This is a genomic window from Proteus sp. STS61-E, from assembly GCF_040932335.1.
GTDB lineage: Bacteria > Pseudomonadota > Gammaproteobacteria > Enterobacterales > Enterobacteriaceae > Proteus > Proteus mirabilis_B.
The window spans coordinates 182,223-198,221 of record NZ_JBFQGE010000001.1 but is presented as its reverse complement, the minus strand read 5'-3'; the positions used below and the strand labels follow the sequence as shown (position 1 = coordinate 198,221).

The following is a 15,999-nucleotide window of genomic DNA, read 5'->3' as shown; positions in this document are numbered from 1 at the left end:
GTTATTACTCCAGCAAATAATTGTCCTAACTTATAATTATACAACAAATTTATTAAACAACTTGGCTCAAAATTGAAAGATAATCTGTAGAATTTTCAATCTATGTAAATAAGTTACGGCTATCAATATTATTGGTCTAATTGGTTTTATTAATGAGTTCAATATTGCTAAAGTGGAATTACAGCCAATATTAACCATAATAAATATAAGGCTGTTCGCTTCGTTTTATTCACACATGCTATTTTTTTAGATCGTTTACTATTTCATAAACTGGAGATATGTGATGGAAAAGAAAAAGCTAACAACGGCGTCAGGTGCACCTGTTGTAGACAATAATAACTCAATGACAGCAGGCCCTCGTGGTCCAATGTTACTTCAAGATGTCTGGTTTTTAGAAAAGCTAGCTCACTTTGATCGTGAAGTTATTCCAGAAAGACGTATGCACGCAAAAGGCTCTGGTGCTTTTGGTACATTTAAAGTCACTCACGATATTACGAAATATACTCGCGCTAAAATTTTCTCTAAAGTGGGTAAAAAAACAGAAATGTTTGCTCGCTTTTCAACCGTTGCGGGTGAAAGAGGTGCCGCAGACGCCGAACGCGATATTCGTGGCTTTGCGTTAAAATTTTATACCGAAGAAGGTAACTGGGATATGGTGGGTAATAACACCCCTGTTTTCTACCTTCGCGATGCCCTGAAATTCCCAGACTTAAACCACGTTGTAAAACGTGACCCTAAAACTAACCTCCGTAATATGGCATACAAATGGGATTTCTTCTCTCATTTGCCAGAAGCTCTGCACCAATTAACCATTGATATGAGTGACCGTGGTTTACCACAAAGCTATCGTTTTATTCACGGCTTTGGTAGCCATACTTATAGCTTTATTAATAAAGATAATGAGCGCTTTTGGGTTAAATTCCACTTCCGTTGCCAACAAGGCATTAAAAACCTGATGGATGACGAAGCACAAACTCTCGTAGGTCAAGACAGAGAAAGCTCACAACGTGATTTATTTGATGCTATTGAACGTGGTGATTTCCCTCGTTGGAATTTACAAATTCAAGTCATGCCAGAAAAAGAAGCGTCAAAAGTCCCTTATAATCCTTTTGATTTAACTAAAGTTTGGCCTCATGCTGATTATCCATTAATTGATGTGGGCTATTTCGAGCTAAACCGTAACCCTGAAAACTATTTCTCTGATGTAGAGCAAGCGGCATTTAGCCCTGCAAACATCGTTCCGGGTATTGGTTTCTCCCCAGATAAGATGCTACAAGGTCGCCTATTCTCTTATGGTGATGCTCACCGTTATCGTTTAGGTGTTAATCATCATCAAATCCCTGTGAATGCGCCACAATGCCCATTCCATAATTATCATCGTGATGGTGCAATGCGTGTTGATGGTAATAGTGGTAGCGGTATTACTTATGAGCCAAATAATGGTGGTATGTTCCAAGAACAGCCTAATTTTAAAGAGCCACCATTATCAATTGAAGGTGCGGCAGATCACTGGAATCATCGTGAAGATGAAGATTACTTCAGCCAACCTCGCGCGCTGTATGAATTACTGAGTGATGAAGAGCATCAACGTATGTTTGCTCGTATTGCAGGTGAATTAATACAGGCAAGTAAAGATACACAAAAACGTCAGATTGCCTTATTTAAGAAAGTTCACCCTGAATATGGTGCAGGCGTTGAAAAAGCAATGAAAGCGTTAACCAAAAAAGACGCTAAGTAACTCATAATAAGAAGCCCTGTGAGCAACTCGGCAAAAATAATAAGGCGCCTTCGGGCGCCTTTCTTTTTCTCTTATAATCTCTGGTATTTATTGTTAATAAAATAAATGATGAGAAATATGTAATTATCGAATAAAGCTTAGTCACTACTTTGGAATTCTTCCGCTCGTCGTTCTAATTCTGCCATATAAGAAGTTTTAGCTTTTTCATGTCCATTCGGTGACATAATGCCAATAATTTGTATATTGTCGTAATTCAGCCAATGTCTTGAGAAAACAAGGTAATGGTTTGAATGTCTGTCGATTTGTGGTTTTGTTTTCTTCCAAGCAAGCTCTGACGGCAACCGAATATGAAGCTTGTAAACAAATGAGCCACACAACCTTGAGTTATCTTCCCATTGGCCTTCATTCCCAAATCTATCTGGTAATATTCCCGTATTTTTCCAGTTCTCGATCGCTTTAGCATATTTATTGGCGACTTCTGGCATCTCTACATCAGCATGTATATTTACAACACAAACCATCCAGACTACTCCGTGTCAACAACTCCAACTTTACGATGTTCAGCTAAAATCCAAGCGCTGACTTCATCTTGATCTGGCATATCAACTAAATGGACGGTCTTTTCAGGAACTGAACATTGCTCAATACACGATAAGATATCTCGCAAAATGAATTCGCCCTGAGCAACAACTCGACCAAATTGAAGTAGGCTTGTTTTATATTTGGCTTGTTGTTCTAAATCGTCTGGAAATAAATTATCGATATTGTTTCCACTCATGACATGCTGTACTGCGGCTTTAATTTGTCTATGACACGCTACCCCATCGATACACAAACGCTTTACTTGAGCGAAATTAGTAAAAAGAGGGCCTTTACCTCTATTTTTCCGTTTTTCTATCATTGAATTAAGTAGAATACGTTGCTGTATATTGATGTTATTGAGGTATTCAGTAGCTTCATCTAAAGGTAACAATATTTGCCCATGAGGTAACTCAAACGCTAATGCTGTCGCTTTTTTTTGCTTAGCTTGTTTTTCAACAGTCGATATCGTATTAAGTGAAATACTTTTTGCAGGTACAGGAGCTAATGAAGCCATTAAACTTGTTGCTATAGTGGCTATCGTTAACTGCATTGTTTTTTTCGTCATTTGAACTCCATATCAACGAATTATTCTATTCCTAAGTATTACTTTTACATCCATTGTCTATTTTATGCTCATCATTTTAACCATGGTGAGCATAGATTCAAATTACTTTTATCTACCTTTTATATTAGAAATAGAATTTTGAGAGGAGGCTCGACAAATGCATCGATATCACTTCAACAGTTGCCCTTTCACCCATTGTTGCACTTGTTTACGGGAAATTTTAATTCCCCCATTTTTAAGGCTTTCAGGAAGTTGTAAGCAAGCAACCGGTCTTTGAAATCCGGCTAATCGGGAGTGATACCATTGTGGTAATTGATTGATTATTTCAATATCAGCATCAATAACTGCAACTGGGCGTTGCCCAAATTCAGCATCATCGATAGGGACAACAAAAGATTGGCTAACACTTGGATGTGTATTAATAATTTTTTCAATATCTTCTGGTTGGACCCCTTCGCCAGCACTGAAAAAAAGATTGTCCAAACGGCCTAAAACACACCACTCTTCGGCACTAAAACAGCCTTTATCTCTCGTTGAATACCAACCATCAGCCGTAAGCGATAGTGGTTTTAATTTACCATCAAACCAATAACCTAATGCGACGCTGTCAGACATTATCTGAAGCTCATCATCCACTAACCTAATATTTTTGCCTTTTAGTGGAAGTCCTACTCCTGCTTTACCATCCGCACGCTTGGCACAAACGGTCGACGCCATTTCTGTCATGCCGTAACCACACCAGCATTGAATTCCCCAATGTTCTGCTTCTTGTGTTAGCTCAATAGGGATCATTGCTCCCCCTAATAAAACAGATTTTAGGGTAATAGGTTGTTGATTATTTTGCTGCGCTCTATTTTGTAAAAAACGCCATAATTGTGTGGGAACTAAAGAGGCATGGGTACAACCTTGCAAAGCATCTACAAATGGGTGCATTTCACGCACCACCAGCGTTGCTCCGCGTAATAACCAGCGCCAAAATATACCTTGTCCTGAAACATGAAATAGAGGCAAAGAAAGTAACCAACTATCCCCCTTTTCCAAAGGCATTAATGATAAAACACCCATTGCACTGTAAAGATGAGCATCAAAGGTGTGTACTGCGGCTTTAGGCAAACCTGATGAGCCTGATGTCAAAATAAGTGTTGCCATACGAGATGGCGTCCATTGGACATCATTTACTGTTTGAGCTTTATATTGACGTGACATGTTATCTAGCTCAATGCCACTAAGATCAAGCAATGTTGCATTTAAATCTAACGGTATTTCACTCAAATCAGCATAAAAATCAATGTCTAAGTGAGGCAATAATTCATCAAGTAAAGATTTTGGAAGCTGTGGATTTAAAGGCAAAACCTTTGCACCACATTGAAAAACAGCGAGCAGTGCGAAAACAAGATTGATGTGATTTTTTCCACGCAACAACACAGTGCTTTGTGTATCAACACCTTGTTTAGCAAAATTACTAGCTAACTGATTAATATGACAACTTAGTTGTTGCCATGTAATAGGTGAAACACCTGAAATGATGGCCGTTTCATTTGGGGATAATTGTGCCCAGTGATGCCACGGCCATTGTTTAAACGGAACTACTGTTGCCATACTGTCTCTAGCTGTTCAAGAGAGATAAGCGGAATATCCACATTTGGCCAAGGACGAATAAGTTGTTGTTTAATCAAATCAACGGTATCAAGCCCCGGAATGCTATTAGGTGTTAACCATTGTGCAATTCTTGCTAATTGAGTAAGCCCGAAACTACTTTCAATACTTGAACTGATAATGGCATCTAACTCTAACGCATGCGCTTGTTTAACAAGCATTTGACAGCGCTCAAGACTTCCTACTAACGTAGGTTTAATAACAATCGTTGTCACACCAGATTGTGGTTTTATTTCAAAACCATCATCACGTACCGTTTCATCCCAAGCAATGTTAATACCAGTTGCTTGAGAAAAAGCCAGTGACTCTTCAGGTGTTTTGCAAGGCTCTTCTAAAAACGCAATACGGTCACGCCATTGCGGATTAACATACTTCGCAAAGCCTTCTGCTTTTGCTGGAGTCCAGCTTCGATTGGCATCAAGTCTTAGTTTTAAGTCAGGGATAGCTTCTAATAACAGGTTAACAACGATCCCATCACGCACTGCTTCATATAATCCAACCTTGATTTTAGCGACTTTTTCGCCTTCCATATCATTAAGGCTTAAAATCAAATCATCAGGATCGCCATTACATAAAGGTGCAGCACGATAATTCGCATCTTGTGGCAATGTACCTTCAAGCTCTGCTAATGCACAGCTAATACCAAAAGCCACACTTGGCAGTTCACTATGAACAGGGTTTTCACCCGCACACCAAGCTGTTAACCAAGATTGTGCGGCTTCTTGTGCTTGTTCTAAAGTTTCACGGCTAAACTCAGGAAGAGGTGAAATTTCACCCCATCCTTGTTTGCCATTTTGCTCTAAACAGACAAGAAAACCATCACGCGTTTTTAGCCTTTGATAGCGCAGAACAACGCCTGCATCTACAGGTAGGCTGAATGAATAGAGTTTGGCGTTTCGCATTATGGGTTACGTTTAAATCGAGTGAAATCAGGTTGACGTTTTTCGTTAAAGGCATTGCGACCTTCTTGACCTTCATCAGTCATATAGAACAGCATAGTTGCATTACCCGCTAATTCTTGAAGGCCTGCTTGACCATCACAGTCTGCATTTAATGCAGCTTTCAGGCAACGTAATGCCATTGGGCTGTTTTCCAGCATTTCACGACACCAACGTACAGTTTCTTTTTCAAGATCTGCGTAAGGAACAACAGTGTTAACCAAGCCCATTTCTAATGCTTCTTTTGCATCATATTGACGGCATAAGAACCAGATTTCGCGTGCTTTCTTTTGACCAACAATACGAGCCATATAAGAAGCGCCCCAGCCACCATCAAAAGAACCCACTTTAGGCCCAGTTTGACCAAAAATAGCGTTTTCAGCAGCGATAGTTAAGTCACACATCATATGAAGTACATGACCACCACCGATAGAATAACCGGCAACCATTGCTACAACAGGTTTCGGACAAGTACGGATTTGGCGTTGGAAATCTAACACGTTCAGGTGATGAGTACCGCTATCATCGCGATATCCGCCGTAGTCGCCACGAATTTTTTGGTCACCACCTGCACAGAATGCTTTTTCACCAGCACCCGTTAAAATGATAGTACCAATTGTGTCATCATAACGTGCATCAGCTAATGCTTGGATCATCTCTTTCACTGTCAAAGGACGGAAAGCATTACGCACTTGCGGGCGGTTAATCGTAATTTTTGCAATGCCATCGACTGATTTATGATAGAGGATATCTTCAAAACCTTCAGAACAATCCTGCCATTCAATCGGTGCATATAATTTTTCTTCGCTCGGGTAAAGCATAATTAGGTTCCTTTAACCAAAGAGGGATAAAACATGATTTATCACCGCAGCATAAGCAACAGGCTGTGCCTGATGGGCATTATGACCAGCATGCGGGATAGTCGTTAATGGCAGCGAATATTGCTGCGCAATAGATTGAAATTTATTATCTTTTTCACCACAAAGCCAAATGAATGGCAAAGTGAGTTGCTGTAATTCTGTGACAAGCCAAGGCTGATGACCTAAAGAAAGTGTTTCTAAACTTTCTGCAATACAAAAACCTGCGTTACGGCGTCGTTTTTCAACGAGTAGCTGACGTTTCTCATCACTTAAATCGGCAAATACTGGTTGCTGATACCACTGCGTTAATACGTCACAGATAGGTTCATTACGAAAACGCTCGGCCCAGCGTTTATCATGTGCAATGCGACTTTGTCTTTCCGTTGCATCATATAAACCCGGATTTCCACCTTCTACAATCAATCCCATTAATCCCGTAGTATCACCAAAACATGCGTGATACATAGAAATTCTGCCACCTAACGAGTAACCAATTAACCAATAGTGGTCAATACCTTGCTCTTTAAGTGTGTTTGTTAGCAATGTACTAACTTCAACAAAATCTTTTGCACTGATAGATGCCGAACCACCATGACGAGGCAAATCAATCACAAGTGATGGATATTCATGGCAAGCCTGGATCACAGGCTCCCATTCACAACCTTCACCTAATAGCCCATGTAACCAAACTAACCAAGGCCCTTCATTATGGGTATTATATCGCTGACATGCTAAAGTCATGAGATGTTACCTGTTTTACCAGCTGATTTAATGTTTTTGCACCATCAGTATCATCAACAATTAATTCAATTAATGTCGTTGTTGGCGCTCCTGTCCAGCATGCCTGAACAGTCGTTAGCAGTGCATCCCAACTTGTTGGTGATACATAATGTAAGCCAAACATTGCGGCTGCATGTTTAAAATTTAATGAGTGAGGCATACAGTAAAAGCGTTCTCGCTCTGCCTCTGGCGTTGGTAGCATTGAAAATATTTGCCCGCCGTTATTATTCACTACGATAATAACATTAGGCGCATAAACTTGTTGATGCAACGCCAAACTATTTAAATCATACAGTGCAGATAAATCACCTAATATCGTTAATGTTGGCTTTTCTGTTGCTCGATGAACACCCGCAGATGTTGAAATTAAGCCATCAATACCACTCGCACCACGATTGCTCATCACAGGATAACCTTGAGGTAATTGAGCAAATGCATCAATTAGTCGCACTATCAGACTATTGCCAACAAATAGCTGCCCATCATCAGGAAGTAATTTATCTAATTGGTGCGCAACCTGTGCTTCACCGAAATAATCAGTTATTTCACTGACTTTCTGATAGGTTTGTTTAGCTATCTTAGTTAATTGCATTGTCCACGGTGAATTATCAACCGCAGGATGTGCCGCTAACCACTGCATAGGTGGTAATGTAAATTTCTCACCTTGATGATGACCAGGATCTAAGCGTCCTGGAATAGGATCAATAATCCAATACGTTTTTGGAGAACATCCTACTTGCCATTGTAATAAGCGTTTTCCTGTTAAACTTGAACCAAATTGAATAACGATTTCAGCTTTATTTAATTCTGATTTTATCTGCGGATTATTCAACCATAAATCGGCACAAGGTAACGGTTGCCCAGTTTGTGATAATACATCACTCAATAAAGGCCAACCTAATTGTGAAGCCCATTTTGCAACTTCAACACCCTCTTCTGGGCTAATACGCCCTGCAATAACCACACCTTTTTTCTGACGTAGTACATTCCACTGAGGATGCATAGTGACAGAGGTAAAAAGTGTTTCTTGTAGCCACGGTTTATCACTTTGCCACCAATTTCCTAAAGCTTCAGTCCACGGTGTTGATGTTTCAACATCATCCCCATATAAAGGTTCTGCAAAAGGACAATTGACGTGTAATGCACCATGAACCAATGTATTCATTGCATTATCAAGAGTAGAAACTAACCAGCTTGCACAAATATCTATTGTTGGTCTTGGTAAAGAAAGAGTTTGCGAAGGATGCGTTGCAAAAATACCTTGCTGGCGGATAGCTTGGTTTGCACCACAATCGATTAATTCAGGCGGTCTATCCGCGGTTAAAAAGATAACGCGTTCGCCCGTTAATCCGGCTTCAATCAACGCAGGATATAAATTAGCTACGGCTGTTCCTGATGTCACGATAACAGCGACTGGCTCTTTAGTTGCTTTTGCGAGACCCAAAGCTAAATGACCAAGACCACGCTCATCAAAATGCGTATGACAGACTAATTTTTGATTGGCAGCCGCCGCAAGCGTTAAAGGGGTCGAGCGAGATCCGGGGGCAATACAGATATGGCGTAAGCCATGACGAGTCAAAGTTTCGAGTATAACTTTAGCCCATTGGCGATTAAACGAACTATTAGACATTGATCATCCCAACAACGAAAACCTGCAATTGCTATTATAATATCTGTTCCTAAATACTTTTCCTTAGCCTAGTTCAATGAACAGAAGTTTTCGTTAAATAAATCGTTAAAGAAAACACTCAAAGAGTGCATTATTTAGGCTAATCATCCACTCTATTTTCAATGAGCTCTTTTTTATCGTTAAGAATAGGAATAAATAGCGCTAGTGCTCTAAAGGATAGCATCAATTAGTTAACAATTAGCAGTGGTTATTTGAAGAGTAGCACTAAATAACTGACTTTAAAAAACTACTCATCAAATTTTGATTATTACGCTGATGTTATTTATTCAAACTGAGATTATCTGTAAGAAATTAACTCTCTTTTTCCAGCAATGTGCGTAAACCTGCCGCTTTATTCTCGATTTCAGTCCACTCTTGCTGAGGATCTGAGCCTGCAACGACACCAGCGCCAGCATATAAAGTTAAAGCATCATCATGCAACTCACCACAACGTAAACTAACCGCAAACTCTGCATGAGGAAGAGATATATATCCCGCAGAGCCCGCATACCAACGGCGCTCGAAAGGTTCATGCTTACGAATAAATGCACGCGCGACACTTCTCGGTAAGCCACATACAGCGGCTGTTGGCTGTAATCGTTTTAAGCAATCGATATCATCAGAATCAATTAATTTACCATGTATATAGCGACGAAGATGCTGCACTTTACGCAATCGGATAACATCTGCGGGTGAAACATCGATACCATCGACACCACCTTGTAATCGTTGACAAATATCATCAACTACAACCAGATTTTCATGCTGATTCTTTTTATCATTCATCAGCCAATCTGCAAATTTAGTGGCTTGTTGTTCATTATCAGAACTCGCTACTGTACCCGCTAACGCTTCGGTATAAAGCATCAACTCATCACGCTTATATAATCTTTCTGGTGTTGATCCCATAAATGCATCTGAAGGTGAAAACGCCAGCATATAGTGATAGCAATGATGATTAACATCACGGCTCGCCTTCATAAACTGGATCGCTTTCAGTGGGTTATCCAGCGTTAAGCATGTCGCTCTTGCAGGGACAACTTTTTCAAATAAACCTTGGCTAATTTCATCTAAGGCAACATTGAGATAGTGAGTCCACTGCTCTTGCGTTAAAGAGTGATTAACATGAGTAACAGAAACAGAAAGCGGTTCAATTTCTACGGCTTGATTTAATGTTTGCAGAAAATCTAATGTATTTTGCTTATCACCTTCATCCAACATATTTAGATGAACAGAAAGCTGTTGCTGGTGGCGTCTAATCTCAATGCGAGGCAAAAAAAGATAGGCATCATCGCCTTTTATTTTATCAATACGACCTGGAATAATGGTATCCCACGCATTTAAGCCCCAGATACGCACATCATCACTATTTACATCACTATGGTGTAAGCCTAAAAATTGGCAAGCATCTTCAATATGATTAAAGCAACGTAATTGCCCGCAAGCGGCGACTTCTTCATGCTCATCACGATGTTGCCAATAAAATTGGGGATAATACGACTGTGCAGCAAGCCATGAGAGCAATGAAAATGAAACCTCTGATGGCAAGGTGACTTTCAAATGTAAAAGATTACCTTGTGCTGTCAGATTTATATTTTTAACTTTTTCGTACAGTGTCGAAAACACAGGATTAACCTTTTCCACTCCAAATACCCACAACTAATTAAAAGGGAGATTATACGTCTCTATACAAATTATCAAAGGGTTGATTAATTATAACCTTTGTCATTTATCAAAGTTTTGTATTTTTCATGTTACAAAGTAGATGCATTAATCTAAAAACTTAAATCGTGAACAAATCATTTTAAGGCTGAATTGTATAGACGAAAAACATTATACATAAGAGGGGTTATATGGATACAACCATCTTTGAACAAGTAGATAAATTTATCGAAGCGCCCGATGTTCCTAAAGTTGCACTCGGTTTAATATTAGGAATAGATATCGAAAATGGTCGATTACCGGGTATTGTGACTTCTCCTGATTTAATTAAGATAAAAACTTATATTAATAAAGCACTTTCACTTCCTTACAAATTAGATGATGTAATAGATTTTATTGGTTACAACCAAATAAGCACACAACAACTTTCACCCGAAAATGTTTTATCTCTTTTTATCAAAATGCGAGAGCATGCGCTCGAATGGAATAAGATAGAATATTCAATAAAACAGCAAGCCATTGATTTAGAAATTATTGGTAGAGAAATTACTTCTACAGGTGAAAATATTATTGCCTTTATTAATCAAATGCCGTTACTTACTAAAATATCAACAACCATGCATGATCTTTCTGAGCAAGAGTTAATCAACATCAAATATACCTCTCAAGATAAACAAGTTTCTATTCAACTTATTCATATATTGGAAAGTATGAAAGAAGATATTGAAATTGAGCGAGATAAAACGCTTAAACTCAAAGAGAATTTATCCACATTCAGAAGTAAAATCATGGGAGGAAAAGATAGCCAAAATATTGCTCATTACTCTATTTATCACGAAATTGTTAATAAAAAAAGACTCATCAATGAATTTTATAATAAAAATAATGTGTTATTAAGTGACGAACGTGATTTACTGATTGAAGATATATCTATACTCAAAGAGGAATATAAAAACTATGTTGCGCTTGCTTTTACAGGGCTTGCTGCGGGCATTATCGGCGTTATTATTACAGGTGGAATTTTTGGTGCAAAAGCTGAAAGTATTCGTAAAAAAAGAAATCAATTGATCGATAAAGTAAAAAACCTCAATAAAGAGATAGATATTTACGCCAATCTATTACTACATTTAAATTCACTTTATATTGAACTGGAAGAAATAGAACAGCTTATTGAAGATACAAATATGGCACTAGAGCACATTGAGTATGTTTGGCAAGCCATATTAACAGAGATAGATGCATCAATTAATAATTTCAATAAAATAAACAATGCATTAGAGCTCATTAAATTTAGTATTTATTTAGAAAAAATCATCTCACCTTGGTATATGGTTATTGGTTATTCAAAAGAGATCTTAATTTCTTTCGATAATGCTCTTTCTTCTTTTTATTCCAAAAATTAACAAAAGGAAATTGTTATGAATAATAATGAAAGACCCACTATTGCAGAGTTATCTTTCGAGCATAATAAACTCTTTCATGCATATCGAAATATTCTGCATTTAAGTAATAACAAATGTTATATGAATAATGATTTTAATAATGAGATGAGTTTATTCTTAGAGAGAAATAATAAAAATATTGAGAATGTTATTTATTTCTCTCTAGTATTAAAAAGTCGATTAAGACAAAAGTTACTCAACGATATATTTAAAACCATTAATGAAATTGATGAAGAGATAAAGAAAGGAAACCTTGATGAGGAATTAGTATTAAAACTAGAAATAGAAAAAAAAGAAGTGTTGGATATATATCTAAACGAGATAAATGAGACAATCAATATAATTGTTGAGCATAATCTCTTTCTTTCAGATGAAATAAAACAACTTAAAAAACAATTTATCACTCATAAGATCACACCTTTTATCATTGATAAAAAGGATTCAATTAATCAATTAACAAAAAGCATTTTAACCTTAGAGATTGATTCAGAAAAAACGAAAAAAGAGCTCAATATTATTAGAGAGAGTGAAGATCTTCTAAATAAAAGGCATTTTTTTGACCTTTTTAAAGGTTCTATTCCGTTAAAATCAGAAATTGAAGGACTTAATCTTGAGCCTAAAGAGAAAAACCTGTTATCTTCATTAATAGAAATACTTAACAATTTATTTTCAACCTTAAGTCATGGTTTTTCTTATACTAAGATTGTTGAAACTCGTCATCAATTAACAGAGAGTTATCTAGAACAAGTTAAACAACTCAACCAATTAAGAAACAAAAAGAAAAATGCCCTATTTGTTTTAAAACACTACTATAAACTAATTGATATCGATTATTATCTAAAAGTATTTATCGATCAATTAGAACAGTTAAATAAATATTGGGATAAAATTAACTTACAACTCTCTACTTTAGAAAATAATATTTTATTAACAGAAGATATTATTATTCCTCTATTTTCATTCTTAGATGATTTTTCTTTATATTACGATACGTCGGAAAAGCTAAACAGCAATACACCTTAACTAAAAAAAACGGCTCTGTAATAAAGAGCCGTTTTATTATCTTATTATCTAATAATGTCGATTAATTTACTGCTGGAGCAATAATCGCAAAATTAGTTAATTCAATAAGTGGTTGTGGCCACACACCTAATGCGATAACAACAATTGCACAGATTAGCGCAACAAATGTTGCCATATTTTGTGATGTTGTTGAAATAGCTGGAGTGTTGTCATTGTCTGGTTTGCGTAAAAAGACAATAGCCGCAGCACGTAGGTAGTAGAATAAGCCAATCGCACTACCTAACACAACCATGCCAGTTAACCACCACAAGCTTGAACTGATACCTGCAATGATGACATACAGTTTACCAATAAAGCCTAATGTAATTGGTACACCTGCCAGTGATAACATCATCAGTGACATCACCACAGCAACCACAGGACGACGCCAGAATAATCCGCGGTAGTCTTCCAGTGAATCCATTTCGCTCTCACGATAAGGACTTGAAGCTACTGCAATAGCACCAAACGCCCCTAAGCTTGCAAACAAGTAACCCGCTAAATAAATTTCAGCAGTTTCTTGCGCTAATACAGGGCTGTATTGCAATACAATTAATGCGACTAGCAGATAACCAAGGTGTGATACTGAAGAGTAACCCAGTAAGCGCTTCACGCTCTTTTGCGTTAACGCCATGATGTTACCAAACAAGATAGAGGCAATTGCCATGAAACCTAAGATCATTCGTAAGGTTTCACTATCTGCAGCGGGTGCTTCAAGGAATAAACGCATAACAACAGCAAAAATACCAATCTTACTTGCTGTCGCTAAGAACGCGCCAGTTGGTGCTGGTGCGCCTTGGTAAACATCTGGTGTCCACAGTTGGAATGGGAATAAAGATAATTTAAATCCAATTCCCACTAACATCATACCTAAACCTGCAAGTACTAATGGTTTATGGATATTGCTATCACTTAAACTTTGTCCCATTGCGGTAAAGGAGAGGTTTCCTGCTTCTGCATAGAGAAGTGCCATACCAAACAGTAAGAAAGAAGATGCTGCTGCCGAAAGCAGCATATATTTAATACCTGCTTCCAGTGATGGGCGTTGTTGGAATGCATAACCGATAAGACCAAACAGTGGCAATGTCAGTAATTCAATACCAATAAACATCGATGCGAAGTGGTGAGCGGAAGAGAGTAAGATCCCCCCAATAACCGCAATCGCAATCAGCAAATAAAACTCTTCTTTGTTATCTTGATAGCCTTCTAACCAAGGATAAGCAAAAGCGACAGTTCCAATACCAGAAAGGATCACTAGTGCAGTAAAGAAGCTAGAGTATCCATCAACATGGTAAAGCGTGGTAACGTCCACTACGCCTAATGCATTAACGTAATAGAGTGATCCCAGCGCAATGATGAAACCTGTTGCTGTCAAAGTGGCAATAGTAAAATGATCGCGTCGCCACGCAATGGACAGCATCACAACCACCACCGTCAATCCGACGATCAATAGCGGTAGCATTGCGATCAATTGTTCAGGAGTTATTGTCATGGCGAATTACGGCCTTACTGTTGAAATAGAAGCGGAATACCAAGTCTGGAGATTTTCCATCGCTGATATTGATGTGTCTAATACTGGTTGAGGGAAGAAGCCCAAGATAACCAGTAAAACAACCAATGTGATCAGGATAAAGAACTCTCTCAGATCTAACCCTTTATAGGTTCTTTCAGCTGTTTTCGGTGAACCATAGTAAGCTTGTTGCATCATCCATAATGCGTAGACAGAAGCAAAAACTAAACCAAAGACCGAAATAATCGTGATCAGCTTAAAGTGACCATAAGTACCAAACAGGATCATAAACTCACCAACGAAGTTACCTGTTCCTGGCATACCTAAAGAGGCAACCGCAAAGAACAATGAAAACGCTGGTAAGAAACGGATGCTTTTCCACAATCCACCCATTTGGTTCATATCACGCGTACCTAAACGCTCATACAGCATGCCACACATGATAAATAGACCTGCTGCTGACAAACCATTAGTGATCATTTGAATAATCGCACCTTGGTAAGCCAATACAGAGCCGGCATAAATCGCAATTACGATAAAGCCCATGTGAGAAATACTACTGTAAGCCGCAAGACGTTTGATATCTGTCTGACGAAATGCCAGTAATGCTGCATAAAATACAGTAATTAAACCTAACCACATCGCCACAGGTGCCAGTAACGCTGACGCTTCTGGGAAGAGCGGTAAGTTAAAACGTAATAGACCGTAAGCCGCTGTTTTTAGCAAAATACCTGATAAGTCAACAGAACCTGCTGTTGGTGCTTCTGCGTGAGCATCTGCTAACCAGCCATGTACAGGAACAATTGGCATTTTCACTGCAAATGCAGCGAAGAAACCTAACATCAGGATAAATTGTAGTTCAGAGCTTAAAACAGTATGTGCTTGTAATAAGGTATCGTAGTTAAACGTCCAAATACCTGTTCCACGGTAGAAAGCCACCGCAAGACCGATAATGGCCAGCAACATTAACAGGCCGCTTGCCTGTGTATAGATAAAGAATTTTGTTGCCGCACTAACGTGTTTTTTATCGCTACTTCCTTTGTGTCCCCATAAAGAAATCAGGAAATACATTGGGATCAACATCATTTCCCAGAAGAAGAAGAATAAGAACAGGTCAGTCGCTAAGAATACGCCCATTACACCTGCTAAGATCCACAGCAGGTTAAAATGGAAAGCACCTTGTGATGGCTGATTTTCATTCCACGATGAAAGTACCGCTAAGATACCTAAAATCGCAGTTAATACAGTCATCAATAATGACATACCATCAAGTGCAAATTGGATATTAATCCCTAAAGCAGGTATCCACGGCACAAAGTAATACTCTGTCCAGCGTGGCGCTCCATCAGCACTAAGTAGTTGATAATCGCCTTGCAACCAAAGTTGCACAGAAATAACGAGTGTTAATCCCATCGTCAGCAACGCAACCCAGCGAGGGACTTGCGAGCCGATTCGTTCAGCCTGCCAACTTAGCAGGCCACCGATGAAGGGAATAAGTATTAGCCAGGGTAATAACATGGCGCAATGTGTCCCTT

At 38.5% G+C, this 15,999-nt stretch carries 13 protein-coding genes; 3 read left to right on the top strand and 10 right to left on the bottom strand.

What is annotated here, in order from left to right:
- Positions 1-283 precede the first annotated feature (283 nt).
- The gene (locus tag AB4J89_RS00965) at positions 284-1,738 is read left to right on the top strand and encodes a catalase (protein ID WP_311755014.1); all 1,455 of its coding nucleotides are present in this window, start codon (positions 284-286) and stop codon (positions 1,736-1,738) included.
- 137 nt (positions 1,739-1,875) lie between these two features.
- Here AB4J89_RS00965 and AB4J89_RS00960 read toward each other — a convergent pair whose 3' ends face one another.
- The 8 genes from AB4J89_RS00960 to AB4J89_RS00925 all read right to left on the bottom strand — a co-directional run bounded on the left by AB4J89_RS00960 (position 1,876) and on the right by AB4J89_RS00925 (position 10,432).
- Positions 1,876-2,259 (bottom strand): type II toxin-antitoxin system YafO family toxin, encoded by a 384-nt coding sequence (locus tag AB4J89_RS00960; protein WP_311755015.1) that lies wholly within the window; start codon positions 2,257-2,259, stop codon positions 1,876-1,878.
- A gap of 5 nt (positions 2,260-2,264) precedes the next feature.
- Positions 2,265-2,885 carry an iron-sulfur cluster assembly scaffold protein SufA gene (locus AB4J89_RS00955; RefSeq protein ID WP_368467786.1) on the bottom strand — a complete coding sequence of 207 codons (621 nt, stop codon included), beginning with the start codon at positions 2,883-2,885 and terminating at the stop codon, positions 2,265-2,267.
- A gap of 168 nt (positions 2,886-3,053) precedes the next feature.
- The gene (gene menE / locus AB4J89_RS00950; protein ID WP_368467784.1) at positions 3,054-4,484 is read right to left on the bottom strand and encodes an o-succinylbenzoate--CoA ligase; all 1,431 of its coding nucleotides are present in this window, start codon (positions 4,482-4,484) and stop codon (positions 3,054-3,056) included.
- The gene (menC, locus tag AB4J89_RS00945; protein ID WP_368467782.1) at positions 4,472-5,443 is read right to left on the bottom strand and encodes an o-succinylbenzoate synthase; all 972 of its coding nucleotides are present in this window, start codon (positions 5,441-5,443) and stop codon (positions 4,472-4,474) included. Before menC ends, menE begins: the two co-directional genes overlap by 13 nt.
- Positions 5,443-6,300: a 1,4-dihydroxy-2-naphthoyl-CoA synthase gene (gene menB / locus AB4J89_RS00940; protein ID WP_075670662.1), complete on the bottom strand. Its 858-nt coding sequence runs from the start codon at positions 6,298-6,300 to the stop codon at positions 5,443-5,445. The genes menC and menB overlap by 1 nt, the downstream gene beginning before the upstream one ends.
- A gap of 12 nt (positions 6,301-6,312) precedes the next feature.
- Positions 6,313-7,080 (bottom strand): 2-succinyl-6-hydroxy-2,4-cyclohexadiene-1-carboxylate synthase, encoded by a 768-nt coding sequence (menH, locus tag AB4J89_RS00935; RefSeq protein WP_088495137.1) that lies wholly within the window; start codon positions 7,078-7,080, stop codon positions 6,313-6,315.
- Positions 7,055-8,749 (bottom strand): 2-succinyl-5-enolpyruvyl-6-hydroxy-3-cyclohexene-1-carboxylic-acid synthase, encoded by a 1,695-nt coding sequence (menD, locus tag AB4J89_RS00930; RefSeq protein ID WP_368467779.1) that lies wholly within the window; start codon positions 8,747-8,749, stop codon positions 7,055-7,057. The genes menH and menD overlap by 26 nt, the downstream gene beginning before the upstream one ends.
- Before the next feature lie 351 nt (positions 8,750-9,100).
- Complete coding sequence (locus tag AB4J89_RS00925) at positions 9,101-10,432, bottom strand: isochorismate synthase (RefSeq protein ID WP_368467777.1); 1,332 nt, start codon at positions 10,430-10,432, stop codon at positions 9,101-9,103.
- Between the two features lie 209 nt (positions 10,433-10,641).
- Here AB4J89_RS00925 and AB4J89_RS00920 point away from each other — a divergent pair, with 209 nt between their 5' ends.
- Entirely contained in the window at positions 10,642-11,853 is a 1,212-nt protein-coding gene (locus AB4J89_RS00920; protein ID WP_368467775.1) for an alpha-xenorhabdolysin family binary toxin subunit A, read from the top strand.
- Between the two features lie 15 nt (positions 11,854-11,868).
- The gene (locus AB4J89_RS00915) at positions 11,869-12,915 is read left to right on the top strand and encodes an alpha-xenorhabdolysin family binary toxin subunit B (RefSeq protein ID WP_368467773.1); all 1,047 of its coding nucleotides are present in this window, start codon (positions 11,869-11,871) and stop codon (positions 12,913-12,915) included.
- 61 nt (positions 12,916-12,976) lie between these two features.
- On the opposite strand, the gene nuoN is transcribed toward AB4J89_RS00915, so the two are convergent.
- Together nuoN and nuoM are read right to left on the bottom strand one after the other, a co-directional pair.
- Positions 12,977-14,446, bottom strand: a complete 1,470-nt coding sequence (nuoN, locus tag AB4J89_RS00910) for an NADH-quinone oxidoreductase subunit NuoN (protein WP_088495131.1) — start codon at positions 14,444-14,446, stop codon at positions 12,977-12,979.
- Between the two features lie 6 nt (positions 14,447-14,452).
- The gene (gene nuoM / locus AB4J89_RS00905) at positions 14,453-15,982 is read right to left on the bottom strand and encodes an NADH-quinone oxidoreductase subunit M (protein WP_368467771.1); all 1,530 of its coding nucleotides are present in this window, start codon (positions 15,980-15,982) and stop codon (positions 14,453-14,455) included.
- Positions 15,983-15,999 lie beyond the last annotated feature (17 nt).